Annotated in this window: 25 protein-coding genes and 1 riboswitch; of the genes, 15 read left to right on the plus strand and 10 right to left on the minus strand. The window is 44.5% G+C overall.

Annotated features, from left to right (window positions below; genetic code table 11):
- Window positions 1-126: 126 nt before the first annotated feature.
- Both V6C11_RS09845 and V6C11_RS09850 read right to left on the minus strand, forming a co-directional pair.
- Entirely contained in the window at window positions 127-396 is a 270-nt protein-coding gene (locus V6C11_RS09845; protein WP_333530988.1) for a small, acid-soluble spore protein, alpha/beta type, read from the minus strand.
- A gap of 99 nt (window positions 397-495) precedes the next feature.
- A complete protein-coding gene (locus V6C11_RS09850; protein ID WP_333530989.1) occupies window positions 496-1,011 on the minus strand; it encodes a YhcN/YlaJ family sporulation lipoprotein in 516 nt (171 codons plus the stop codon).
- 202 nt (window positions 1,012-1,213) lie between these two features.
- Window positions 1,214-1,316, plus strand: a riboswitch (glycine riboswitch).
- A 172-nt stretch (window positions 1,317-1,488) separates the two neighbouring features.
- On the opposite strand from V6C11_RS09850, the gene gcvT reads away from it, so the two are divergent.
- The 5 genes from gcvT (at window position 1,489) to V6C11_RS09875 (ending at window position 6,905) form a co-directional block, all read left to right on the plus strand.
- A complete protein-coding gene (gene gcvT / locus V6C11_RS09855; protein ID WP_333530990.1) occupies window positions 1,489-2,583 on the plus strand; it encodes a glycine cleavage system aminomethyltransferase GcvT in 1,095 nt (364 codons plus the stop codon).
- A gap of 3 nt (window positions 2,584-2,586) precedes the next feature.
- Entirely contained in the window at window positions 2,587-2,970 is a 384-nt protein-coding gene (gcvH, locus tag V6C11_RS09860) for a glycine cleavage system protein GcvH (RefSeq protein WP_333530991.1), read from the plus strand.
- Window positions 2,971-2,992: 22 nt separating this feature from the next.
- The gene (gcvPA, locus tag V6C11_RS09865) at window positions 2,993-4,333 is read left to right on the plus strand and encodes an aminomethyl-transferring glycine dehydrogenase subunit GcvPA (RefSeq protein ID WP_333530992.1); all 1,341 of its coding nucleotides are present in this window, start codon (window positions 2,993-2,995) and stop codon (window positions 4,331-4,333) included.
- Window positions 4,330-5,787, plus strand: coding sequence for an aminomethyl-transferring glycine dehydrogenase subunit GcvPB (gcvPB, locus tag V6C11_RS09870; protein ID WP_333530993.1), 1,458 nt, complete (start codon window positions 4,330-4,332; stop codon window positions 5,785-5,787). Before gcvPA ends, gcvPB begins: the two co-directional genes overlap by 4 nt.
- 161 nt (window positions 5,788-5,948) lie before the next feature.
- A complete protein-coding gene (locus V6C11_RS09875; protein WP_333530994.1) occupies window positions 5,949-6,905 on the plus strand; it encodes a cation diffusion facilitator family transporter in 957 nt (318 codons plus the stop codon).
- Window positions 6,906-7,103: 198 nt separating this feature from the next.
- Here the strand turns inward: V6C11_RS09875 and V6C11_RS09880 are convergent, their stop codons facing one another.
- Together V6C11_RS09880 and V6C11_RS09885 are read right to left on the minus strand one after the other, a co-directional pair.
- Window positions 7,104-7,478 carry a hypothetical protein gene (locus V6C11_RS09880; RefSeq protein WP_333530995.1) on the minus strand — a complete coding sequence of 125 codons (375 nt, stop codon included), beginning with the start codon at window positions 7,476-7,478 and terminating at the stop codon, window positions 7,104-7,106.
- A gap of 239 nt (window positions 7,479-7,717) precedes the next feature.
- Entirely contained in the window at window positions 7,718-8,614 is an 897-nt protein-coding gene (locus V6C11_RS09885; protein ID WP_333530996.1) for a DMT family transporter, read from the minus strand.
- Between the two features lie 283 nt (window positions 8,615-8,897).
- Between V6C11_RS09885 and V6C11_RS09890 the strand changes: the two genes are divergently transcribed.
- The 3 genes from V6C11_RS09890 to V6C11_RS09900 all read left to right on the plus strand — a co-directional run bounded on the left by V6C11_RS09890 (window position 8,898) and on the right by V6C11_RS09900 (window position 11,160).
- Entirely contained in the window at window positions 8,898-9,689 is a 792-nt protein-coding gene (locus V6C11_RS09890) for a basic amino acid ABC transporter substrate-binding protein (RefSeq protein WP_333530997.1), read from the plus strand.
- Between the two features lie 96 nt (window positions 9,690-9,785).
- Window positions 9,786-10,451, plus strand: coding sequence for an amino acid ABC transporter permease (locus V6C11_RS09895; RefSeq protein WP_333530998.1), 666 nt, complete (start codon window positions 9,786-9,788; stop codon window positions 10,449-10,451).
- Window positions 10,438-11,160 (plus strand): amino acid ABC transporter ATP-binding protein, encoded by a 723-nt coding sequence (locus V6C11_RS09900; protein ID WP_333530999.1) that lies wholly within the window; start codon window positions 10,438-10,440, stop codon window positions 11,158-11,160. The genes V6C11_RS09895 and V6C11_RS09900 overlap by 14 nt, the downstream gene beginning before the upstream one ends.
- A 58-nt stretch (window positions 11,161-11,218) precedes the next feature.
- Here V6C11_RS09900 and V6C11_RS09905 read toward each other — a convergent pair whose 3' ends face one another.
- Window positions 11,219-11,494, minus strand: coding sequence for a transcriptional regulator (locus V6C11_RS09905; RefSeq protein WP_333531000.1), 276 nt, complete (start codon window positions 11,492-11,494; stop codon window positions 11,219-11,221).
- Between the two features lie 346 nt (window positions 11,495-11,840).
- Here V6C11_RS09905 and recJ point away from each other — a divergent pair, with 346 nt between their 5' ends.
- The 7 genes from recJ (at window position 11,841) to V6C11_RS09940 (ending at window position 19,589) form a co-directional block, all read left to right on the plus strand.
- Window positions 11,841-14,492, plus strand: a complete 2,652-nt coding sequence (gene recJ / locus V6C11_RS09910; RefSeq protein WP_333531001.1) for a single-stranded-DNA-specific exonuclease RecJ — start codon at window positions 11,841-11,843, stop codon at window positions 14,490-14,492.
- Window positions 14,493-14,503: 11 nt separating this feature from the next.
- Window positions 14,504-15,022 carry an adenine phosphoribosyltransferase gene (locus tag V6C11_RS09915; RefSeq protein ID WP_333531002.1) on the plus strand — a complete coding sequence of 173 codons (519 nt, stop codon included), beginning with the start codon at window positions 14,504-14,506 and terminating at the stop codon, window positions 15,020-15,022.
- A 27-nt stretch (window positions 15,023-15,049) separates the two neighbouring features.
- Entirely contained in the window at window positions 15,050-17,221 is a 2,172-nt protein-coding gene (locus V6C11_RS09920; protein ID WP_333531003.1) for a RelA/SpoT family protein, read from the plus strand.
- A gap of 30 nt (window positions 17,222-17,251) precedes the next feature.
- The gene (gene dtd / locus V6C11_RS09925) at window positions 17,252-17,701 is read left to right on the plus strand and encodes a D-aminoacyl-tRNA deacylase (RefSeq protein WP_333531004.1); all 450 of its coding nucleotides are present in this window, start codon (window positions 17,252-17,254) and stop codon (window positions 17,699-17,701) included.
- 17 nt (window positions 17,702-17,718) lie between these two features.
- The gene (locus V6C11_RS09930) at window positions 17,719-18,336 is read left to right on the plus strand and encodes an MBL fold metallo-hydrolase (RefSeq protein ID WP_333531005.1); all 618 of its coding nucleotides are present in this window, start codon (window positions 17,719-17,721) and stop codon (window positions 18,334-18,336) included.
- A 98-nt stretch (window positions 18,337-18,434) separates the two neighbouring features.
- Window positions 18,435-18,620 (plus strand): peptidase, encoded by a 186-nt coding sequence (locus V6C11_RS09935; RefSeq protein WP_333531006.1) that lies wholly within the window; start codon window positions 18,435-18,437, stop codon window positions 18,618-18,620.
- Between the two features lie 33 nt (window positions 18,621-18,653).
- Window positions 18,654-19,589: a TIGR01777 family oxidoreductase gene (locus tag V6C11_RS09940; protein ID WP_333531007.1), complete on the plus strand. Its 936-nt coding sequence runs from the start codon at window positions 18,654-18,656 to the stop codon at window positions 19,587-19,589.
- A gap of 54 nt (window positions 19,590-19,643) precedes the next feature.
- Here the strand turns inward: V6C11_RS09940 and V6C11_RS09945 are convergent, their stop codons facing one another.
- The 5 genes from V6C11_RS09945 to V6C11_RS09965 form a co-directional block, all read right to left on the minus strand.
- Window positions 19,644-19,787, minus strand: a complete 144-nt coding sequence (locus V6C11_RS09945) for a hypothetical protein (RefSeq protein ID WP_333531008.1) — start codon at window positions 19,785-19,787, stop codon at window positions 19,644-19,646.
- A gap of 81 nt (window positions 19,788-19,868) precedes the next feature.
- Window positions 19,869-20,744, minus strand: a complete 876-nt coding sequence (gene ablB / locus V6C11_RS09950) for a putative beta-lysine N-acetyltransferase (protein WP_333531009.1) — start codon at window positions 20,742-20,744, stop codon at window positions 19,869-19,871.
- 3 nt (window positions 20,745-20,747) lie between these two features.
- Window positions 20,748-21,971: a lysine 2,3-aminomutase gene (ablA, locus tag V6C11_RS09955; RefSeq protein WP_333531010.1), complete on the minus strand. Its 1,224-nt coding sequence runs from the start codon at window positions 21,969-21,971 to the stop codon at window positions 20,748-20,750.
- Window positions 21,972-22,215: 244 nt separating this feature from the next.
- Entirely contained in the window at window positions 22,216-23,481 is a 1,266-nt protein-coding gene (locus tag V6C11_RS09960) for a stalk domain-containing protein (protein ID WP_333531011.1), read from the minus strand.
- A 229-nt stretch (window positions 23,482-23,710) separates the two neighbouring features.
- The coding region (locus V6C11_RS09965; RefSeq protein ID WP_333531012.1) for an IS1634 family transposase at window positions 23,711-24,305 on the minus strand (595 nt) is incomplete at its 5' end.

Raw genomic sequence — 24,305 nt, forward strand, 5'->3', positions numbered from 1 at the left:
GTATAATCTGACTGTAAAATGTTTGTTTGCATACTTATATTTTACAATAAAAGACGGCTTCTGGCATTTACCAGTCGCCGCCTTTTGTTTTTTATTAAGGGGCTGTCTTACTGCGACAGCCCCTTTTTACTCCTTCGCCCTTAGTGCATTTAAATCGATGATACCCTTTTTGGCCCGTTGGGTGATGATGCCCCCGATGCGTCCTGACTCGGCGGAGGTCAAACCGCCCCAGCCATCCTGCTTAACCTTGTGGTCTAGACCTAATTCTGTGGCAATTTCCAATTTCAACAAATCCATTGGGGTAGGTTTTTTGGGGGGTTTTATTCGTTCCTTTCGTTCCCTGGCTTCTTTTTTCTGCTTGATGGAATTGTTTAAATGTTGAACCACTGAGTCCATCGTAACCTCCTAAAAACTCTTAGAAAACTTAATAGCATAAACGCCCGCAGCCAAATTAAGGCGGGCGTTTATGATCCTATCAATGCGGTTTTTTAATAGCTACTTGGTTTTGGGTTGGATTCGGTTACCGATATCCTCTATTTCATTTGTAAAGCTTGAGATCGGCCGGCCCTGGGTAATTCCCTGTGCCACATTTCTAATTCTTGTCACCGTATCAACATCAGAGGAAACCATGACCGTGTAATTAGGTGCTGCATTTTTCACTTGATCAAGAACCCTTCTTTCTACCTCTGCCGATCTGTTTTTTTCTAAATTGGCATTTAGATCCAAGCCCAGATAAATATTACTGCCGGCAATTATCGCTGTAGAACCCCGTACACCTTCCACTCCATTTGCCTTGTCAACCACCCGATCTGCAACTTCCCTGGGGTAATTTTGGTTCTGGTTGTTATTAGGATTTGCTGGATTTGCTGGATTTGTTGGATTTGTGGGTGCTGTAGGAGCTGGTTGGGTTGGTTCAATTGGCTTTTTGGCCGGAGTACAACCACCAAAGAGCAATGCTGTTCCAAGTAATAGGGTTGCGGGCAATACGAGAATTTTTTTTGTTTTATCCAATTTAGCACCTCCAAAATTATCGTTAATTGTATTATTTCTTAACATCTATAGATTATGCCGCCTATTTACAGGTATACTTTGACTACCCTGTCTTAAAGCACCAGGGAAAAATGAATACCGACAAAAACAAACTATTTTTCCCAAGAAAGAAGGAACTTTTTGAAATATAAAGAAATAATAAAAAAGTTTTATATATTTTTGGATGATGGCTGTGGGAGAGACCCTCGGGGGCGCCGAAGGAGCAATCCTGTTTGTTCTGCTGTAAAACAGGCTAAACTCTCAGGCAAAAGGACTGTGGCCGGACTGGGCTCTGGAGAGTTCCTGCTATATTAGCGGACACCCAAGGGGAAGCTTCATCGGAAGTCATCTCTCAGGTTACAGGGACAGAGTTATACCAGCAAAGGAGGTATAGCTATGTCCTTTTTATTTTTCTTAAAAATATCAGGACAGAGACATAATACTATGGGAGGTGGAGAGATGCAGGAAGTAAAACGGACACCCTTGTACCAGGTGCATGTTGCGGCGGGTGCTAAGATGGTGGAATTTGGTGGCTGGCAAATGCCGGTACAGTATGAGGGGATTATCAAGGAACATCAAGCTGTCCGCTCTGCCGCAGGTTTATTTGATGTTTCCCACATGGGGGAAATCGAAATTTCCGGTCCGGCGGCCAAGGATTTTGTTCAGAAGCTAATAACCAATGACCTAACACGACTAGCACCCGGTAAGGCCATTTATTCACCCATGTGCAATCCCCAGGGTGGTACCATTGATGATTTATTGGTATACCAATTGGAAGATCAACAGTATTTGTTGGTGGTAAATGCTTCGAACACAGATAAGGATTTTAACTGGCTTAAAGATAACCAGATCCCCGATGTGGATATAAAAAATGTATCAGACGTAACTTGTCAGTTGGCCCTGCAGGGACCAAAGGGGGAAAAGATTTTACAAAAATTAACTGCGGTTAAGCTTGCTGAAATTAAGCCCTTTTCCTTTGTTTACGGCACCGTTGAAGGAATAAATTGCCTAATTTCCCGTACTGGTTACACCGGTGAAGCAGGCTTTGAGTTGTACTTTCCGGCAGCCCATGCAGAAATGCTATGGCATGCTATCATGGATGCCGGAGCCCCAGAGGGCATCACAGCTGCGGGCCTGGGGGCCAGGGACACTCTGCGGTTTGAAGCAGCCCTGGCACTTTATGGTCATGAATTAACCGATGATATTTCCCCTCTGATGGCGGGGCTAGGCTGGACTGTAAAATTTAACAAACCGGAGTTTATTGGCAAAGAAGCACTGCTGCGGCAAAAGGAGGCAGGGCCGGCTTATAAATTAGTGGGCATTGAAATGATTGACCGGGGGATACCCCGTCAGGGTTATGTCCTTGTAAAGGAAGACCAGGAGATTGGTTGGCTTACCTCTGGTACCTTTGCACCAACCATAGGCAAGAACCTAGGCCTGGCCTATGTATTGGTGGAACATGCAGCTATCGGCAGTGAATTGGCAGTTATGATTCGCAACAAACCATTAAAGGCAAAAATTGTGGAAAAACCATTCTATAAACGGGAGGTATAAAGGATGAATTTACAGGCTGATTTAAAGTACACCAAAGATCATGAATGGGTAAAGGTTGAAGGGAATCGGGCCATCATTGGGATTACTGATTATGCCCAGGATTCACTGGGAGATATCGTATTTGTTGAGCTCCCCTCGGCGGGGGAAGCAGTTGAGGCGGCAGAGTCCTTTGGTGTGGTGGAATCTGTTAAGACCGCCAGCGATCTATACTCTCCGGTAAGTGGCAAGGTACTTGAGGTCAATGAAGGCCTGGCCGATGCACCCGAACTGGTAAACCAGGAACCCTATGGCAAGGGCTGGATGATTATTGTTGAATTAGATAACCCGGCTGAGTTGGACGATCTAATGAATGCCGAGCAATATCAGTCGATGGTAGAAAAAGCCTAGAGGGGAAAAGAGGTAGGTAATTTTGAAATTCATTCCTCATACTGATAATGAACTTTGCCAGATGCTACAGGCCATCGGTATGGAAAACACGGATCAGTTGTTTCAGGATATTCCTCCCCAGGTTCGGTTAAACCGTGAACTTGCTGTGGCGGGTGGCCTGACGGAAATGGAATTGCAGCACCACATGGCTGCTTTAGCCGGACAAAATCAAGGAGTGGATCAAACCATTTGTTTTCTAGGGGCCGGGGCCTATGATCATTACGTCCCCAGTGCCGTGAAACATATTTTATCCCGGGCAGAGTTTTATACGGCCTATACACCCTATCAGCCGGAAATCAGTCAGGGAGTGCTGCAAAGTATCTTTGAATATCAGAGCATGGTTTGTCTCTTGACTGGCATGGATGCCGCCAATGCATCGATGTACGACGGGGCCAGTGCTTTGGCCGAGGCGGCTTTGATGGCTTGTGCAGTTACCCGGCGTGAGCGGGTGCTGGTGGCTAAGACTGTACACCCGGAATACCGTGAGGTAGTAAAAACCTACTTGCACGGGCCAGCCATTGATATTTCGGAAGTAGCCTTTGAACAGGGCGTAACCCAATTGACGGATCTTGATAACAAATTGGATAAAAATACCGCTGCCATCTTAGTTCAGTATCCCAACTTTTTTGGTTGTATTGAGGATCTGGTGCAAATGGCGGACAAGGCCCATGCTGTAGGGGCACTGCTGGTGGTTTGTGCTGACCCCATTGCCTTGGGGCTGCTCAAATCCCCTGGCCAATGTGGTGCCGATATCGTTGTAGGGGAAGGACAATCCCTGGGTATTCCCCTGTCCTACGGGGGGCCCTATCTGGGTTTTATGGTCTGCAAGGAAAAACTAGTCCGCAAAATGCCCGGTCGGATTGTGGGCCAAACCGTTGATGTTGATGGCAAAAGGGGCTATGTACTTACCCTCCAGGCCCGGGAACAACATATTCGCCGGGATAAGGCAACCTCTAATATCTGCTCCAATCAGGCCCTGTGTGCCTTGGCAGCCACCGTTTACTTAAGCTTGGTAGGGCGGCGGGGTTTACGACAGGTGGCTGAACTATGCCTGCAAAAGACAGCCTATGCTAAAAAGTTACTGTCCTCACTGCCTGGCTATCAGTTGCCTTGGCCAACACCGGTTTTTAAGGAGTTTGTCCTAAAAACAAAGGTGTCACCGGAAAAAATTAACCAGGAACTGCTTAAAGACAATATTTTAGGTGGTCTTGACCTTGGAATTTACTATCCGGAACTGGCGGGACATATGTTGTTTTGTGTAACAGAAAAAAGGAATCGCCAAGAGATCGAATTGTTGGCGCAGCGATTGGGGGTAATATCATGACGGAAAAGTTAATTTTTGAACTAAGCTCACCGGGCCGCCCGGGGATTGTATTTCCGGCCAATGATGTACCAGAGGTTTCCCCCCAAGACTTATTGCCATTTGAATATATCAGGGAACAAGAAGTCCCCCTGCCTGAAGTCAGTGAGGGGGACGTGGTAAGGCACTTTGTAAGGCTTTCCCGGCTAAACTTTGGTGTGGATGTGGGGTTTTACCCTCTGGGGTCCTGCACCATGAAATATAACCCCAAAATCGCTGAGGATGCAGCGGTTCTAAATGGTTTTGCTAAGCTGCACCCTTACCAGGCAGAAGAACTTTGCCAGGGGGCACTGCAGCTGATGGCTGAAACCCAGCGGGACTTGGCTGAGGTCACCGGTATGGATGCCTTTACCCTACAACCAGCCGCTGGCGCCCATGGCGAAATGGCGGGCATGCTTATTATTAAGGCCTATCTGGAAAGCAAAGGGGAGACAGGACGCACCAAGGTCATTGTGCCTGACTCAGCCCATGGTACAAATCCGGCTACGGCAACCCTATGTGGTTTTCAAGTGGTGGAAGTGAAGTCTGACCAGCGGGGCGGCGTTGATCTGGAGGCTTTAAAACAAGTGCTGGGGCCGGATGTGGCGGCACTGATGCTAACCAACCCCAGTACCCTGGGACTCTTTGAAGATAACATTAAGGAAATTGCCGACCTAGTACACCAGTCTGGCGGGCTTTTGTATTACGATGGGGCAAACCTCAATGCCATCATGGGCTATGCTCGACCCGGTGACATGGGTTTTGATGTGGTGCACCTAAACTTGCACAAGACCTTTGGTACGCCCCATGGCGGCGGTGGTCCAGGTGCCGGGCCAGTTGGCGTCAAGGCAGCCTTGGAACCCTTTCTGCCAAAACCAGTGATTAGGCAGCAAGACGGCAAATATCTGCTTGATTACCAACGCCCCCAATCCATTGGCCGGGTGAAAGCCTTCTTTGGTAATTTTGGCGTTGTGGTAAAGGCTTATACCTATATCAAAGCCTTGGGGGGTAAGGGATTAAAAGAGGCTTCGGAGCATGCTGTGCTCAATGCAAATTATCTCATGAAGCGGCTCTCTAAGGAACTCCAGATTCCCTTCCCAAGAACTTGTATGCACGAGTTTGTGGCTGCACCTCCGGCGGATATGAAGGAGCGGGGGATTAGAACTTTGGATATTGCCAAGAGACTTTTGGATTATGGTTATCATCCACCAACGGTATATTTCCCCCTCATTGTAGAGGAATCCATCATGATCGAGCCTACGGAAACAGAAAGCAAGGAAACCCTGGATGAGTTTGCCGCCAATTTAATCAAGGTATTGGAAGAAGCAAGAGAAAACCCAGATACCCTGAAAAACGCACCTTATACTACCCCCGTGCGCAGACTGGATGAAGTAACAGCAGCCCGTAAGCCGATCTTGAAGAGTCAATTACCCGGTTGATAGTGAATACTTATGGGGCTTCATCTTGAAACTAGAAGATGGAGTCCCTTTCTTAGCCATCAGCTGCTAGCTCGTGACTCACGGGGACGGTTCTCCTGAGTCTTAGCCAAGGGCTTTGACTCAAGAGAACCGTCCCCGTGAGTCTAAAAGGGGGATTTTTCGTGGACGCTATCCAACAGAAGAAAATAAAGGTGGCCCGACTCGCCATTCTCTCCAACTCCCTATTGACGATTGGCAAATTATTGGTGGGTCTTAGAATGGGTTCCATTGGAGTTATATCTGAAGCCATTCACTCCGGGTTGGATTTAATTGCCTCCCTAATTGCCTTTATGGCAGTACGGCAATCTGGCAAGCCAGCGGATGCTGAACACCAATATGGGCATGGAAAGTATGAGAATTTGGCCAGTATTATTGAAGCAATCTTAATATTAGTAGCAGCCGTGGGTATTTTTGTTCAGGCCGTGCCAAAACTGTGGCAGGGTGGACAGGAAATCGAATCGCTGGGTTGGGGTGCCGCGGTTATGGTTATTTCTGCGGCAGTTAACTTTGTTATTTCCAGAAAACTGATGGCTGTGGGCAAAGAAACCGATTCGCCGGCCCTCGTGGCGGATGGGTGGCACCTAAAAACCGATGTCTATACCTCCCTGGGAGTATTTGTCGGACTGGGGGCCATCTACTTGACAGGGTTTAGCATCTTGGACCCAATCGTTGGGATCATTGTGGGAATGATGATTGTAAAGGCAGGCTTTGATTTAATCCGGGAATCCATGGGTGTGATGTTGGATGTCAGCTTACCATCGGAGGAAGAGAAAGTAATAAAAGAAGTATTGGCCAAACATTCGCATCAATACATTGAATATCATGGTTTGCGAACCCGAAAATCTGGTCCTTACCGTTATGTAGACCTTCATTTAGTCGTACCACGACACCTACCCATTGGTACCGTACATCAGCTATGCGATCATATAGAGGAGGAGATTGAAGGGGAACTACCCAGGGTGCAGGTCTTAATTCATTGTGAACCCTGTGAGGAGGCAAAGGAAGCCTTAGCGGGGGGGTGTTCGGCGGCCGCCTGCCAGGCGGAGGAATGTCCGGTAGGCCCCGAAGAAAAGAATTAAGAAATAAAAAAGAGACAGATGGAACTGTCCGAAATCACTGAAAATGCTTTTTCATCCTGAGTGGTAGCGAGGGATCTTAAGGCTAGACCATAAGATCCTTCGCTATCGCTCAGGATGACGTGTATTATAATCATTCGTGGTTTCGAGAGTGGTTTCGAGCTGTCCCTTTGCTGTGACAGGTAGTTAACGTAAGGCGTCCTAACGTAAGGCTTCCTTATGAAAGGATAATTTTTGATTCCCTGCAGGTAAAATTGCATAAGGGGAGATGGTACCTGACACGCTAACTAGGTTTGGTGCTTTAAAATCAATTTTTACTGAATAAATTCGTTTGATATGGGAACGAAAATTTTTCAAACTATAAAAGGGCTGATTATCCTGGGTATGCATTTTCAAATTTTGTGGTAGTTCGATAACTAGAACCACTGGTTTAAAACGACGGTTTAAACCAACAGAATTGCGTGCATCAATCATTGCTTCCAGCAATGTACAACGGATCATGTGTTTCGGCTGAAGACCCTCTCTCATAACCTCTCGAATCTCGTCAAGGGATCCCCCTAAAAAAACGTTAGCCATAGGGTAAACTCCTTTCAGTCAAAGTTTAAGCGTTTTGTTAGTAGCCTAATAATGCAAGAATGGTGCCAGGTCATCTAGCAGGAAGCAAAGCCGATGGTTGTTCTATTTTACACAAGGTATAATAATCTAACATATCTGAATGTTCTAAAAGAACACATAACCGTTCCGAAATCGAACATTAAAAAGGAGTGTGGCAAACTACTTTGTAGTAGTTTGCCACACTCCTTTTTAATGAGGCCTTACATTTCCTTTGCTTCCTTAGGGATGGCTTCTGTTGTTAGGCTGTCCTTAAGTTCAGCAATTAGCATACCGACCAGAATCAAAAGGCAACCGACCCATTGACGGGGGGACAATACCTCCCCGGCCCAAAGCCAGCCAGTTGCTGCAGCAAAAACCGGTTCCGTGATAAAAATAATAGCCGTATGGGTAGCAGAGGTAAATCTCTGAACGGAGTTTTGTATTAAAAAGGCTAGGGCGGTTGCTGGTATTGCTGTAATTAAAAGGCCGGTCCAGACTGGGCGAGTAAATTCAGCGGGCAAGGTCTCCCGAGCAACTCCAAAGCTAAGGCTGATGACGGCGACCACTCCCACCTGAAGAATGGCCAACAATACTGGGTCATGTTTGGGCGCGTATTTTCCTACCAGGATAATATGTGCCGCGTAGCAAATGGCGCAGAAAAAGCACAATATATCCCCGAAACGGATAGACAGGTTATCTCCTATTGACAACAACCCCAACCCCAGAGTGGCGCTAGTGACACCGAAAATAAGTACCAGGCTAGGAATTTTTTTTGTGATGAGGGCTGTGAAAAGCGGCACCAAAACCACTGCCAAACCAGTTATAAAGCCGGCATTAGAAGCAGTGGTATATTTTAGACCAACCGTTTGAAAGGCATAACCCATAAATAAAAAAACGCCAATAAATGAGCCGGCCTTTAATGTCGCTTTATCGATGTTTCGGAAACGCTTGCCATATATTAAAGCTAGAAAAGCAAAGGCTATGGCAAAACGAATCCCTATGAAATAGTAGGGACCAATACCAGAAAGGGCATCCTGCACCACCACAAAGGTAACACCCCAAACAAAGCTAACCGCTAATAGAGCTAAATCCGCCTGCATTTGCAGTGCTTTTGTCATCAAATCGCCTCCAGCAGAACATTCCAATATATTTTCTCACTCCAAAATCGAGCTGTCAATTTAATTTAACAGAGCACAGAGCACAAAAAGAGCACAAGGGGACGGTTCTTTTGTGTTGTCCTATAGAACAACACAAAAGAACCGTCCCCTTGTGCTCTACGATGGTATAAAAAAAGCTTAACAAAAAGAAGGAATTTGACGAATGATGCAGAAACACATTTTTATGAAAACAAACAAATAAATATTCAATGTTGTGCGGGACTAATTTTAGGAGGGAACCATAATGAAAAAGTCTATTAAGTTTATCGGTTTGCTGGCATTAATGTTAGCACTGGCAGTTTCTGCTGTAGGTTGTGGTGGCAGTGATAAAGAACCTGCTAAGGATGCCGCCGCTAAACCCAAGCTCATTGCAGCGGCAGATGCCACCTTTGCCCCCTTTGAATTTACGGATACCAGTACCGGGAAATATATTGGTTTTGATGTAGAACTAATTCAAGCCATTTGTGATGAAATTGGTTACGAAATGGAATTCCGTAGTATGGGTTTTGATGGTTTGATTGCTGCTCTGCAGGCCAACCAAATCGATGCTGTTGTTTCGGCCATGACCATTACAGAAAAACGTAAAGCAGAAGTTGATTTTTCAGATCCCTATTACAAGTCTGGTCTGATTGTTGCTGTACAAGCCAAGAACAATGAAATTAAAGGCTTTGATGACCTCAAGGGTAAAAAGATTGCTGTCCAAAGTGGTACCACTGGTGCCCTGCAGGCTGAAAAAATCACGGATAAAAATAAAATTACTTATTTCACCAGCTCAGACCAAGCCCTGATGGAACTTAAGAATGGTGCCGTTGACGCAGTGGTAAATGATTATCCAGTTAGTGCTTATTTTATTCAACAGGGTAATAAGGAAGTTAAGTTAGTCGGGGAAATTCTTTCCGCTGAGGAATATGGTATCGCAGTTCCCAAAGGAAAAACTGAGACCGTTGAAAAGTTAAATGCCGGCTTGAAAGCCATCAAAGAAAACGGAAAATATGCTGAAATTTACAAGAAGTGGTTTGGCGAAGAACCAAAATAAAGGTCGACGGACAACCAGATATCATGTACAATAGTGTATGCGTAACAATTCTGTTACGCATATATTTATGCAACGGAGAAAGAGGTAGGTGATGTTATGGATCTTTTACTGATTTGGCAAGATGCTTTGCCAATATTAATGATAGGTCTAAAAATGACGATCCAGCTAACTACTTTGGCTGTATTATTTGGCAGTATTATTGGTTTGTTTGTTGGGCTAGGTAAGATGAGCCGAATTTCTTTGATTAAGATCCCTTCTGTGATTTATATAGAATTTTTCCGTGGCTCCCCTTTGTTAGTGCAATTATTCTTAATTTACTTTGGCCTACCCCAAGTGGTTGGGCACCCCATTGATAAATTTTGGTCCGCAGTAATTGTTCTTAGCTTGAACAGTGGTGCATACTGTGCTGAAATATTCCGTGCCGGAATCCAATCCATTGAAAAAGGACAAATGGAAGCAGCCAGATCTTTGGGCATGTCCCATGTCCAGGCTATGCGTTACATTATTCTGCCCCAGGCCTTTAAACGGGTTATCCCGCCCTTGGGCAATGAATTTATTGCCATGCTGAAAGATACCTCACTGGTTTCGGTCATTGGTCTGGCAGAGCTTGCCCGCAGCGGTCAGCTCTATATTTCGACCACTTATAAAGCCTTTCAGATTTGGTTCTTGGTGGCTATCTTCTATATTATTATGACCTTGCTAATATCCGAGTTCTTCGTCAACCGCATGGAAAGGAGGCTGAAGACCGGTGATCATAGCTAAAAATGTAACCAAAAATTTTGGCAAACTTGAGGTTCTCAGAGGTATTGGTTTGCATGTCAAAGAACAGGAAGTGGTCGTGATTATTGGTCCGTCCGGTTCCGGTAAAAGTACCTTCCTGCGTTGCCTTAATCTCCTGGAGGAACCAACTTCCGGTGAAATTACCATTGATAACGTCAGTTTAACCGATAAGAGTGCAGATATAAATAAAATTCGCCAAAATGTGGGGATGGTTTTTCAAAGGTTTAATTTGTTTCCCCATAAAACAGCCCTGCAAAATATTACCATCGCCCCCATGAAAGTAAAGGGTATGACAGAAAAAGAAGCCAATGATATAGCCAGGGATTTACTAGCCAAGGTAGGATTACGTGACAAAGAAGATGCCTATCCGGACCAACTTTCCGGTGGTCAACAACAAAGGGTAGCCATAGCCAGGGCGTTGGCTATGAAGCCAAAGGTCATGTTATTTGATGAACCCACTTCAGCCCTGGACCCCGAAATGGTTGGTGAGGTTTTGGGTGTAATGAAGGATTTGGCCCGGGAAGGAATGACCATGGTGGTTGTAACACACGAGATGGGTTTTGCCCGTGAAGTGGGGGACCGGGTTTTGTTTATTGATGAAGGTAAAGTGATTGAACAGGGAACTCCTGAAGAAATTTTTATCAATGCGAAGCATGAACGAACAAAGGCCTTTCTTAATAAAATTCTTTAATAAAGACAATCAGGGAAGCCTCATCACAGTGGCTTCCCTGATTTGTGTTTCTAATTACTTAGATAGCTTCCCGCATAAGCTCTAGGTATTCCTCACCTAGCTTGGTTAAGGAGCAAATTTTGCTTTTTCCCTCGGAGGTAACTTCAACGAGACCGAGGGCAAATAATTGCATAACTACATGATCTAATACTGCTCTTTTTACTTTAGAGGTTAAGGAAAGTTCTTCCTTATTCATTTTGCCTTCATCAAAAAGGGCCCTCATAACCCTTTCTGCTTCCACAGGCAGTCTGTTGTTTACTTCCTTAAAATATTGTGACATGGTAAGTTCAGTCATTGCCTTGCAACCCCTTTACTAACAGTTAGTTAATGTTATCTAATTAGAGTATTGACATAGATCAACAAATTTATTCGTTAGTTTAGGAAAAAATTATTTTTGCACGATCAGACCAACATGCCGCTGGTCGGCACCATCCGAACAATGATAAACAATGATAATAGAAAGCTATTATTAGGATAGAAAAACTAAGGCTTGCTTGCCTGTGACCTTTAGGTTATGCCCTAAAGGTCACAGGCAAGCAAAATCTTTCTAATAATTTTAGGTAGAAATGCTTTTCCTTTACCTGACTGGTTGACTGCTTTATAATTTATACTATAATTTACTGAAATTTACGGGGGCTGTCATGCGAAGACAAAAAAAGTGGCACGTGAGAACACCAAATCCGGCGTTGCAACAAATTCTCTCAATGGAATTAGGTATTTCAAAAATCCTTGCTCAGTTATTAATTAACCGAGGAATATATACTGTTGACCAGGCCAAGGCATTTCTAGGCAGTGAATTGGATCAAATGTTTAGTCCCTGGCTCATGCAGGATATGGAAAAGGCTGTTAAACGAATCCTTACTGCTAGAGAAAAGGGCGAACCCATTTTGGTATATGGTGATTACGACGTGGACGGCATCACAGGGACCACCGTTTTGGTACTGGCCCTGCGTCGACTTGGCTGCCAGGTGGAGTATTTTATTCCCCATCGTTTGGAAGAGGGCTACGGCCTTAATAAAGAAGCCCTGGAACGAGCCGCTGAACGGGGTATTGGCCTTGTAGTGACCGTTGATTGTGGCATTAGCGGCGTAGAAGAGGTGGCAGTGGCCCAGGCTTTAGGAGTGGATATCGTTATTACGGATCACCATGAACCACCGCTGCAATTGCCCGCTGCCTTGGCTGTTCTGGACCCTAAAAGAGAGGATTGCAGCTATCCCTTTAAGGAATTAGCCGGCGTAGGTGTGGCTTTAAAACTAATCCAAGGACTTTTTGAACAGGCTGGACTTGGTCAGCAGGACTGGGAAAAATACATAGATTTAGTATGTTTAGGTACCGTGGCAGATATTGTTCCACTACAGGGTGAAAACCGTATCCTGGTTAAGTATGGCTTACCGCAAATTAGCAGCGGCAAAAGACCTGGTTTACAGGCTTTAATTAAAGTCAGTGGTATTCGGTCAGAGGTATTGGGAACCAGGGAATTGGGTTTTGGTTTGGCTCCCCGTTTAAATGCCGCAGGCAGAATGGGGGATGCCGGTCTTGGTGTAGAGCTTTTGCTGGCAGAAGATTCCTTAATGGCAGATAACATAGCAGAGGAGTTAAATCGAGGCAACCAAGAGAGACAGCAGGTGGAGTCTAAGGTCTTAGCAGAGGCCTTGGCTTTACTGGAAGCAGACCCGGAGCTGGCCCAGAGTAAGGTATTGGTACTAGCCTCGGAAAACTGGCATCCGGGTGTGATCGGGATTGTAGCCTCCAGATTGGTGGATCGCTTTTATCGGCCAACCTTTATGATTAGTCTGGAAGCGGGCAGGGGAAAGGGTTCTGCCAGAAGTATAGCCGGGTTTAATTTGTATCAGGCTATGGTTAAATGCCAGGATCATTTAGAGCAATTTGGCGGACACGCCATGGCCGCTGGCTTTAGCATTCAGGAAGAAAAAATTACTGATTTTCGTGAGGCGGTTAATCGGTTTGCGGATGAAGCCCTAACGGAAGAACATTTAACCCCCAACCTTGATTTGGATGCCTTAATTAATCTTACGGAATTATCGATGGATACGGTTCAGGAACTTAATCAGTTATCTCCTCTGGGACATTGTAACCCGGGGCCGATGTTAGGCTGCTGTCAGGCTACGGTTGTTAACTGCCGGGAAGTAGGTAAAAATGGTGGTCATCTAAAAATGAGAGTAAGGGAGAAGCAAACTATTTTTGATGGGATTGGTTTTAACCTAGCTTCCTATAGTGAAATGTTGGCGGCCAATGATACCGTGGACATGGCCTTTGTCCCTTCGATTAATGTTTGGAATGGCCGTTCTTCGGTTCAGTTAGAAGTAAAGGAATTAAAGGAAACGGGTGAAGTGCCTCCTTTGGTACAGAAAATGATAACCGGGGAGAGGGAATTAAAAACGATATTAAGTAAGTTCTTGTATTTACCCGAGGAAAAAATTGCCAAAGGTCTAATTCCCTTAGGCCTATTGCAACTGTTAACACCTGAGTATCAAGAATATACTAGGGTAGCATGCAAACAGGGAGATTTTCAAATCCTAGATTACAGGAATTGTCCCGATCGATTGGCCCAGCTTGTGCAGTTAGTGAATTCAGAGGAAACGAGTTTGATTGTGGTAGAAAGTACAGCTCAAGCCATTCAAATAGCAACCTTTCTTAGTGAAGGTGAAAGGAATGTTGGCGTTTATCACCCGGGCTTAAACGGCAGTGAAGCGGAGCAATTAAAAACTTTAATCCATTCTGGAAGAATAAGTCTTCTAGTGGCAACGGCATTTAGCAACCTGCCTGAGCTTCATTTTGAACAGGTGATCCTATACTATTTACCCTATCAACCAGCAGAGTGCCAACTTTATTGTGCAACCGCCAGTAAGGTTGCCTTGCTTGGGGGGGAAAACCAAGTTTCAGAGGCCCAAGAACAAATTTATGCCCTGGCCCCAGAAAGGAATGCTCTGGCAGAGGTATTTAAGCTAATCCGCCAAAGGCTAAATCAGCAGGGCCATGGTGAGGTTACCGCTGAAGAACTCTATGTTTGTCTAAGAAGTTTTTATCCCAAGGCATCTATACACACGGCGGAAATTTGTCTAAATGCCTTTCAAGAGATGGGGCTGTTAACGTTTAATAAGCAAGGAAATACTTATCATTATCAACTAAACCTGCAGGCTAGAGGAGATTTAGAAAGTTCGCCAACCTTTAACTGGACACATCAAATGAAGGAAGATTGTCAGCGTTTTCAAAGACAATATCTAGCGGCAACCGGGCAGGAATTAAAAGGTTTATTTCTCAGCAGCTTATAGGGGGAGTGAAGATGGATTTTGCCAGCAAAATTCGCTTGATTAAAGATTTTCCTAAGCCGGGCATAAATTTTAGGGATATTACAACCTTACTAACCGATCCTGCTGCCTTTAAACAGGCAGTGGATGCCATCGCGGAGTTGTGTCAGGATCTTGAGGTGGATATCATTGCTTGCCCCGAAGCTAGGGGATTTGTTCTGGGTGCGCCTTTGGCCTATACCATGGGCAAGGGTTTAGTCTTATTAAGAAAACCTGGTAAATTACCCGGTAAAACAGTATCCCACCGTTATCAATTGGAATACGGCATGGACTCTTTGGAAGTGCACGAAGGGGCTATTTTACCGGGCCAGAAAGTTTTACTGGTGGACGATGTGCTGGCCACAGGAGGAACCATGGTGGCTGGTGTGGAATTGATTAAGAAATCCGGTGGTCAAGTGGCAGGTATTGCCTTTCTTATTGAGCTAGTGGGGCTAAATGCCCGGGAAAAACTCAGGAACTACCCCGTTGTAACATTACTGCAGCTCGAGGCCTGATTATTATATTTTGTGTGGAGGTGAAGCATGTCTTCACTGTTTGAATTGGAACAAAAGGTATTGCTGTATAATCCTTCGGCGGACATCGCTTTTCTCCGGGGGGCCTATAATTTTGCTGAAAATGCCCACAGGGGTCAAAAAAGAATCTCCGGCGAAGAGTATATTGTTCATCCCTTGGCCATTGCCGTTATTTTGGCTGAGCTTCAGCTGGATGTGCCAACCGTTGCAGCCGGACTATTGCATGATGTTGTTGAAGATACTGGTATAACCCTAGAAGATATTGAGAATGATTTTGGACCGGAAATCGCCACCATGGTGGATGGGGTCACGAAACTGGGTAAATTGCAGTTTCAAACAAAGGAAGAACGGCAAGCTGAAAACCTACGTAAGATGTTTCTGGCCATGGCCAAGGATATCCGAGTGATCTTAATTAAGCTAGCTGATCGGCTGCATAATTTACGTACCTTACAGTTTCAATCCGAGCGAAAGCAAAAGGAAGTGGCAAAGGAAACCCTGCATTTTTTTGCTCCCATGGCACACCGTCTGGGGATTTACAGAATTAAATGGGAACTGGAAGATTTGTCCTTTCGTTATCTGGAGCCAGAGCAGTACCAACGGATGAAGGTTCAGATTGCCAAATCCAGAGCCAAACGAGAGGAATACATCCAGGAAGTTATTAAGGAATTGGCTGCCAAACTTTCAGCGGTGAATATTAAGGCAGAAATACAGGGAAGACCGAAAAATCTATATTCCATCTATCAAAAGATGGTGGATCAGCAAAAGGAATTAAAGGATATTTTTGATGTACAAGCGGTACGTGTTTTGGTAAGTTCTGTTAAGGATTGCTATGGTTCCCTGGGTATTGCTCATACCCTTTGGAAGCCCATACCAGGACGCTTTAAGGACTATATTGCCATGCCCAAGTCCAATATGTATCAGTCTTTGCATACCACCGTCATTGGGCCTAATGGAGAGCCAGTGGAAATTCAAATTCGCACTTGGGATATGCATAAAGTGGCTGAATACGGTATTGCCGCCCACTGGAAGTATAAGGAAGACGCCAAAGAGGAGAAGGATTTTGATAAAAAACTGGCCTGGCTGCGGCAGATGTTGGATGCCCAACATGAAACCAGAGATGCCAGGGAGTTTATGGAGAACCTCAAGGTAGATCTATTTTCCCAATCTGTTTTTGTCTTTACTCCCAAAGGGGATGTTATGGAGCTACCCGCCGGGGCAGTCCCCTTGGACTTTGCCTACAGAATTCACACAGATGTAGGGCATCGTACGGTAGGTGCCAAAATAAACGGCAGGATCGTCCCGTTGGATTATCGCCTTAAGAATGGTAATATCGTTGAGATCATTACTTCTAAAGTCAGCGGCGGTCCCAGTCGGGATTGGCTCAATATTGTAAAAACTCCCCAGGCTAAAAACCGTATTCGGTCCTGGTTTAAGAAGGAACGGCGGGAAGAAAATATTAACCGCGGTCGGGATGCACTGGAACGGGAAGCCCGTAAACAGGGGTTAGAACTGGAATTGGTGCGGGGGGAAAGACTGCAGGAATATGCCAAGAAATTGGTTCAAGCTTCGGTTGATGAGTTATATGCCGCCATTGGTGATGGACAGATTATTCCCAGTCAGATAGTCACCAAGCTGCGGGATGAACATCGTGCCGAAAAGGAACGCCGTCCCTTGGCAGAAGAAATGATGAAGAAGGCCGAAGCAAAAGCGGCAGAATGGGGCAAACCAACCCAGGGTATTCGTGTCAAAGGGGTCGATAATTTACTGATTCGTCTGGCCCACTGCTGTAACCCTGTGCCCGGTGATCCCATTGTAGGTTATATTACACGGGGCAGAGGGGTTTCCATCCATCGGGATGACTGTATTAATATTCAACCGATTCAAAATGATGAACCGGAACGAATTGTTGAAGTAGGCTGGGATAAGGAATTTCAATCACCTTTTCAGGTAAAACTGGAGATTACAGGGTTGGATAGGGCCGGTTTTCTAAATGATGTGTTAAATGTGCTGCTTGATTTAAAGATCAATGCCAGCAGAGTAAATGCCCGTTCCAGGAAGGATCAAATGGCCACGGTTGAATTGTCCCTTCAGGTACGCAATACTGAACAATTGGAGTATCTAATGAATAAGATGAAAAGGGTTAAGGATAATTACGGGGTTCGTAGGGTATCCCCGGGTTAGCCCGGTGCTTTGATTTGGAGGTTTGGGCACATGCGTGCAGTGGTACAACGGGTCCAACGGGGCTCGGTGACAGTAAACAACGAGGTTGTTGGCAAAATTGAGCAGGGTTTGGTGGTTTTGCTGGGTGTAGGGCAGGGGGATACCGCCGATGATGCCCGCTACCTGGCAGATAAGATCAGTCAGCTAAGGATTTTTACGGATGAACAGGGAAAATTAAATCTTTCTCTGCAGGATGTCGGAGGAAGTGTGCTGGCCATATCTCAGTTTACCCTCTACGGCGATTGCAGAAAAGGGCGCAGACCCAGCTATATCGAGGCAGCAGCACCAGATGCGGCCAGGGAACTGTATGAAAGCTTTGTCCAAAGGCTGGTATGCAATGGTTTGACCACCGCCACTGGCGTTTTTCAGGAACATATGGTTGTAGAAATTATCAACGATGGGCCTGTCACACTGCTCTTGGATAGTCGAAAAAGTTTTTAGGATGGGGGATGGTATTGGTGATCATTGAAACATTACCGGTGGGTAATATGGAGGCGAACTGCTATATTATTGGTTGTACAGAAACCCGTAAAGCTGTGGTAGTGGACCCCGGCGACGAAGCGGACCGCATCCAGTCAAGATTAAACAAGCTAAATTTGCAGACAGAGGCCATTGTACTGACCCACGGCCATGTGGACCATATTGGTGCCCTGGGTGAGCTTAAAGAGATTACGGGGGCAAAGGTGATGATCCACACCCAGGATGGGGAGATGATCACCAATCCAGCCAAGAATCTCTCAGCCTGGATGGGCTATCAAATGTCCTTTCAACCAGCGGAAAGGTTATTAGAGGATGGAGATACCATTCAAGTGGGTAAGCTAACCTTGGAAGTACTTCACACTCCTGGGCACACCCCCGGTGGCATTTGTCTCCTCGTTGGGAAAGATGTGATTAGCGGGGATACCCTCTTTGCCCAGTCCATCGGCAGAAGCGATTTTCCAGGCGGCAGTCATGCCATCCTTATTCAATCGATCAAGAATAGGCTGCTTGTGCTGCCCGATGATACAAAGGTTTATCCAGGACATGGCCCAGCTACAACCATTGGCCGGGAGAAAAGACATAATCCTTTCTTTTAACAACAACGCCACGGTTATCTGTGGCGTTGTTTTAATAACCGTTAGCTATTAGCCAGTTTACCCAAAGTAAGAGGCCAAAAGCGAATCGAGGTGATTTTATGTTACCCCGCAGTAAAACCAGTGAGGATGTGGAGTTAATTGTTGATTTATACGAAAGGGATAAGGCTGCTTTAACAGCCATATTGGTTAATATCCGGGAAATTATTTTGCTCAATCAGGCGGATGATCATAGTACGGTGGTGAAGCTAAAGGAGTATCTTAAGCAACAGGGGATTCATATTTAAAAGAAATATTTGAGAGTGCAAGGAGGGTGATCAATGAAAATTCTGATTACCGGTGGCACCGGTTTTGTGGGTTCGGCCTTGGTTCGACATCTTACCGAACAGAATCATTCGGTTGTTATTGCCTCTCGAAAGGAGCAAGCCCCTAGCGAGGGTATTGCTTATATCAAGCTTCCTAACCCTGGTGAAAGGTTTCCCCAAGAACTCATTGAGCAACTTCATGGGGTGATTAATCTGGGAGGACACAATATATCCCAGGGACGCTGGAGTAAGTCAGTAAAAAAACAAATCTTAGCAAGCCGTCTACAACTAACGAAACAAATCGTAGACAGTATAGGAAGGAATAAAAGCGAGGGACTTTCTTACCCCAGGGAACTAATCAATGCATCGGCAGTGGGGTATTATGGTACCCATCTACAACAGGTTTTTCATGAGGAAAGTCCCAGGGGTAAAGGATTTCTAGCTGAAGTCTGTCAAGCTTGGGAACAAGAAGCAAGGGAAGCGGAAAAATTCGGCCTAAGGGTGGTCTTGCTGCGGCTGGGAATGGTACTGGGGCCTGGTGGGGCCTTGCAGAAAATGATTTTACCCTACAAGTTTGGTTTTGGCGGTTTGATCGGCAGCGGTCAGCAGTGGTGTTCCTGGATTCATCGGGATGATGTGGTAAATGTTGTTACTTTGGCACTGGAGAAGAGAGCCTGGGAAGGGGTATATAACCTATGCAGTCCCAATGCTGTTACGATGAAAGAGTTGGACAGAGCGATTGCTGATGTCTTGGGTAAAAGATCCTGGACCCGCCTGCCTGCCTTTATGGCAAGGCTGGTATTGGGAGAAATGGCCGAAGAACTTTTAATAAATGGTCAAATCGTACTGCCCCAGAGGCTGATGGCCATGGATTATCAGTACAAGTTCTCGGAAATTCTGCCAGCTATTAAGGATGTATTAGGGAAAAATAGCCATCCACCAGCCGCTTAGTATGCTAAACCCAAGTATGAGACCCCGGGTTGCCCCGGGGTCTCATACTTGGGTTTAGTGGGTTTCATCGTAGGATAATCTTGTAACCTTGGTAAATTCACCTTTCTCAATTTGTTCAGGTGCGGCAGACTTTTCGAGGAAGTCACTCATACCAGCAGCAACCACTAGTTCTTGTTGTTTTTTATTTTTTCTAACCATAAAAATTCAGCCCTTTCAGTAAATTGACTTATTATATTGTTTCCTTTCATATCGAAATATATGAAAGGAAAATGCACGGACCTATTTTGCCAGTGCATTTTGATAGAGATATTTATAAGAATTAAGGGTGGGTTTTACCCAAATGTTCATGTTTTCGTAATCCCCGGCAATATGGCAGTTGTTAATAAGTCTGCCCTGGACCTCATAACCAAGACGGTGAAGAACCAGGTTCATGCCATAGGAAGATGCACGGGATAGGCTAAATAGGCAATGGATACCCTTTGTTCGACAATTCTCTTCCAACCTTTTTAATAGGATGGTATTTAAACCCATGCCACGGTAGTCTGGATGAGTAGCACAATTGGTTAATTCTGCGTGCCTTTGGTTCCAATCGATTTCCGCAGTTGACACACCGGCTAAGGTATGATCTTCATAGCAAACCACATAGATGTCACCTGTTTGAATGGCTTCTCTCAGATAACTTGGGTCATAGACCGGGGTAGGGTAGCTGCTAAATACGGTATTAAACAATTCGGCCATATCCTTAGTATGTTCACCAGTTGCAAGCTTTAATGAAAACCCCTTTGGTAGGACCGATTGATACTCCCTAGGTTGCCCCAGGATCTTTTCCAGCAGTTGCTTTTCCTGAAGAAGGGAACCGGAACGACAGCGTTTCTCCGAAAGATAGAATGTTAAAAAATATGCGTCGGCACCTTGAAAATAGCCTTTTATTACCCCTTCCAAGCGAAATTCTTCACCCCGTAGGAGGTGTAAATCTGCTTCCTTGACTGGAAAAATAATTTTTTCAAGGTTTTGTACCTTGGCCAAATCCAAGAGAAAGAAACGTAAAGCAGTTGCATTATTAACCCTATAATCCTGTATCCAAATACGTCTGTTGTATTCATCCAAGTTAGCCTGCAGAAAAAATTCAGGTCTGTTTATTGTAATGATAGGCATGTATTAATTACTTCCTTCTGCTGCATACATTTTTTCTTCTGTATCTAGGGTTATTCTACCGCTTTGCATTAAGCCTGCAATACCTATTTTGGAGGTTTTCTTTTTTTCTTCTTCTGCCCCTGGCTCGGTATAAAGATATACTTTTCCCTCAAAATTTCTTAATACTGTTTTCCCTTTACCCTGGGATAACAAATAATTTGGTCCTATGGGAATTTTACCTCCACCACCGGGAGCATCAATAACATAAGTGGGAACGGCTAGTCCGGAGGTATGGCCCCGTAAACTTTCCATAATTTCAATACCTGTGCTAACCGAAGTTCTAAAATGCCCAATGCCTTCCGAAAGATCACATTGATAAAGATAATAGGGTCGAACACGAATATTTAAAAGGTTTTGCACCAATTTTTTCATAATATGAGTTTGGTCATTTATGCCGCGGAGTAAAACAGATTGATTATTTATAGGTATACCGGCTTTGGCTAAGCGGGCAACAGCGGCTGTAGCTTCCGGTGTTATTTCGTGGGGATGGTTAAAGTGTGTGTTAATCCAAACGGGGTGATATTTTTCCAGCATATTACATAGTTCCTCAGTAATTCGCTGTGGCAAGACAACGGGGGTGCGAGTACCGAAACGGATAATTTCAACATGTTTAATTGCACGTAATTTCTTGAGGATATATTCTAATCTTTCATCGGATAAAGTAAAAGGATCTCCGCCAGAGATAACTACATCCCTGATTGCGGTGTTACTACGAATATAAGAGAAGGCAAGGTCCAGTAGAGACTTGGGCATAGAACGATCATTTTGTCCAGCTATACGGCGGCGTGTACAATGACGGCAATACATGGAACAGCAATCTGTAACCAACAGCAAAACTCGGTCCGGATAGCGATGAGTTAAACCCGGCACAGGAGAATCCACATCTTCATGTAGGGGATCTTTCATATCTCCCTTAGTAAAGACTAGCTCCTTGGCATTTGGTACTGCTTGTAGTCTCACAGGGCATTGGCGATCGTCAAATTTAATTAGGCTGGCATAGTAAGGGGTTATGGCCATTCTGAATTTTCTTAGGCAGGCAGAGATACCATCCTTTTCCTTCGGAGTTAAGTTTACAAATTCTGAAAGTTTATCTACCCCTGTGATCCGGTTGCTGATTTGCCAGTGCCAATCATTCCATTGTTCTTCAGTAGCGTACCATTTTTCTAACAACTCTTTTTTACAATCCATAGAGTACCCCCTTGTATTTTTATACTGTTCCTCAAGTTGACAACTTATTATAACACGATGAGTTGCTAGCACACAAAAACCCAAACCTTTAAATCACAGGTTATCTAGTCGTGAGTTTTGAAATATAGTTAAAATTTTAAATTAAGCTATAAATTACTTACATTTACTATCATATTTTCTAGATAAATACAAAATGAGACAGATATAAAAAAATCCCCCTACCTGAGTAAGGGGATTGAGATTTCTAGGAAGCCGTGGTGTTTTCTCTTAATGTTTGCCACATATCCGGTGTAACCAGACCCAGGCGCCAAATGGCAATACCCTTTAGGCGATGCTGTTTGGCAATATTCAGTTTGTCCACCAGGCTGGAGGAGGTTTCGTTGGGAATGGATATCCCTAAATAAAGTTTACCAGCCGGAACCTCTTTTAGGGCAGCTTGCACAGCCCCATTAACGAGTTCTTTTGGTTCCGGCTTAGAACCGTAATCGTAAGCCATGATAATAATGGAGTCAGCTAGTTTTCCTAGACTTGCATAGTCATACCCTTTATAGGCACTGTTAGGAGCGTGCAGAGAAAGGGAAAGTTTTATGCCATTATTTTTTAGTTCTTTAGCCAATAAAGCTACGAAATTGGTAAAACGATTTTGCACCAGCGTTAATTGCTCATTTGTTTCACTAAGCCCCAGGCCTTCAAAGTCGAGATTTACACTTTGGTAGTTTACAGCTTCCTCAGCAATCGTTTGCACCGCCTGTTCAGTTGCTGATTTGCTAGCTAATAAATCCGTTAGGGAGCTATCCTCATCGGCCATATGTATAACCATTTGGGTTTTTAGGTCATATTGGTCAGCCGCAGCCAATACCTTTTCGTAGTCCTCGGGTCTTTGCCAGCCAGTACGACTTTTGGTCAAAAGGTTACCGTCACGATCAAGACTATACCAGCCTAGAGCAACATCATTTACAACATCGGTATTAGCACTGCTATGGTCAGGAAAGGGTTGTCCAAATAGATTTGTCCAACTGCTGGTTTGTAGGTCTCCCAAGGCATAGTAACCAACCACGTCCAAGTTCCAGGGGATTTGCCTTGGGGCAGATAGGATGTGGATAGTGTTTTCCGAAGCATTCCAGGATACTTGGCAATCAAAGGCTTCACTAAAGAAACGTAAGGGGATCAAGGTTCTCCCATTAATTATTTGCGGGGGCACGTCCAGGGTAATGTCGGAATCGTTATGATTGGCAGTTTTATTACCAATCTGCAGTACGATGTAGGTGACAGCATCCTTGGCACGAATGGTTTGGCTGGCACCATCCCAGGTAACCTCCACCTGAAGGGCTTCGGCCAAAGCACGAAAGGGAACCAAGGTGCGATTTTCCTGAACCATAGGCGGCACATCAAACTTTACCGCTGCACCATTGACAAACACCGACATTGGTTGGGCAGCGTTGGCAAAGCTAGCCGGCACAGAAAAAAGAGTAAACAAAACAAGGGTTATCAAACATAAAAAGCGTTTCATTTCTGCTACCTCCGAAAATAGTTTTATCCCTAGTTTATTAGACGATAAACTTATCTAAAATGTAACAAGAAATAACGACCTCTTTAGATATCAGGGTGATGACGCAATTCCTACCGAAAGCCACTTTTCCCACCTATTTATATGTGGTACAATCCCATATTTGACACTTAAACCAAAGAAAAACTCCGGGAAGCCTTGCAAATAGGGCATTCCGGAGTTTTTTTAATGTTTAAAAACTGCGTACTGTTTTGTTCTTTTTCGTATCCTTAAAAATATTTTTCATTTCTTTCAAACTAACAATTTGATAATCAGTGCTAAACCCAAATACATCATGTAAGGCATCCGTAAAATCAGTTCTTGTATATGTTGGGACATAACCTTCAGCAGGAACAGAATAAAAACTCATATCCCTTAAACTACTAATGATTTCATTACTGGTAAACTTACCACCCAAAAACTTTTCAAGATATCTGTATAATAGCAAAGCAAGAAAACATGTAGTAAAGTGAGCCTTAATCCTGTCATCTCGGCTTAAATAAACAGGTCTCGCTTTAAACTCACTCTTCATAATCCTAAAACATTCTTCTATTTCCCAGCGTCTGTGGTTAATCTTTGCAATAGCCATGGCATCGTCATCTAAATTAGTGCATATAGCATAAAAACCATCATACATTTCCTCATTTGATATCGTATCCTCATTTATGCTGTATATTGCTTTATCAGCCACCTCACCATCTTTAGTAATATTAGTAGATGATATAAACCGTTTAAAATCATTTTGATTTTTTTTCCTGATATCGGATGGTCTGGTTTCAACCAATTTA

The sequence above is a fragment of the Desulfotomaculum sp. 1211_IL3151 genome, assembly GCF_036763075.1.
In the GTDB taxonomy this organism is placed as follows: domain Bacteria; phylum Bacillota; class Desulfotomaculia; order Desulfotomaculales; family Desulfotomaculaceae; genus Desulfotomaculum.

Excerpts from the sequence above, each read along its gene's own strand:
- V6C11_RS09845 (WP_333530988.1), bottom strand. The coding sequence starts at position 396 with ATGGACTCAGTGGTTCAACATTTAAACAATTCCATCAAGCAGAAAAAA.
- gcvT (WP_333530990.1), top strand. The coding sequence starts at position 1,489 with ATGCAGGAAGTAAAACGGACACCCTTGTACCAGGTGCATGTTGCGGCG.
- gcvH (WP_333530991.1), top strand. The coding sequence starts at position 2,587 with ATGAATTTACAGGCTGATTTAAAGTACACCAAAGATCATGAATGGGTA.
- gcvPB (WP_333530993.1), top strand. The coding sequence starts at position 4,330 with ATGACGGAAAAGTTAATTTTTGAACTAAGCTCACCGGGCCGCCCGGGG.
- V6C11_RS09880 (WP_333530995.1), bottom strand. The coding sequence starts at position 7,478 with ATGGCTAACGTTTTTTTAGGGGGATCCCTTGACGAGATTCGAGAGGTT.
- V6C11_RS09885 (WP_333530996.1), bottom strand. The coding sequence starts at position 8,614 with ATGACAAAAGCACTGCAAATGCAGGCGGATTTAGCTCTATTAGCGGTT.
- V6C11_RS09890 (WP_333530997.1), top strand. The coding sequence starts at position 8,898 with ATGAAAAAGTCTATTAAGTTTATCGGTTTGCTGGCATTAATGTTAGCA.
- V6C11_RS09895 (WP_333530998.1), top strand. The coding sequence starts at position 9,786 with ATGGATCTTTTACTGATTTGGCAAGATGCTTTGCCAATATTAATGATA.
- V6C11_RS09905 (WP_333531000.1), bottom strand. The coding sequence starts at position 11,494 with ATGACTGAACTTACCATGTCACAATATTTTAAGGAAGTAAACAACAGA.
- recJ (WP_333531001.1), top strand. The coding sequence starts at position 11,841 with ATGCGAAGACAAAAAAAGTGGCACGTGAGAACACCAAATCCGGCGTTG.
- V6C11_RS09915 (WP_333531002.1), top strand. The coding sequence starts at position 14,504 with ATGGATTTTGCCAGCAAAATTCGCTTGATTAAAGATTTTCCTAAGCCG.
- V6C11_RS09920 (WP_333531003.1), top strand. The coding sequence starts at position 15,050 with ATGTCTTCACTGTTTGAATTGGAACAAAAGGTATTGCTGTATAATCCT.
- dtd (WP_333531004.1), top strand. The coding sequence starts at position 17,252 with ATGCGTGCAGTGGTACAACGGGTCCAACGGGGCTCGGTGACAGTAAAC.
- V6C11_RS09935 (WP_333531006.1), top strand. The coding sequence starts at position 18,435 with ATGTTACCCCGCAGTAAAACCAGTGAGGATGTGGAGTTAATTGTTGAT.
- V6C11_RS09940 (WP_333531007.1), top strand. The coding sequence starts at position 18,654 with ATGAAAATTCTGATTACCGGTGGCACCGGTTTTGTGGGTTCGGCCTTG.
- V6C11_RS09945 (WP_333531008.1), bottom strand. The coding sequence starts at position 19,787 with ATGGTTAGAAAAAATAAAAAACAACAAGAACTAGTGGTTGCTGCTGGT.
- ablB (WP_333531009.1), bottom strand. The coding sequence starts at position 20,744 with ATGCCTATCATTACAATAAACAGACCTGAATTTTTTCTGCAGGCTAAC.
- ablA (WP_333531010.1), bottom strand. The coding sequence starts at position 21,971 with ATGGATTGTAAAAAAGAGTTGTTAGAAAAATGGTACGCTACTGAAGAA.
- V6C11_RS09960 (WP_333531011.1), bottom strand. The coding sequence starts at position 23,481 with ATGAAACGCTTTTTATGTTTGATAACCCTTGTTTTGTTTACTCTTTTT.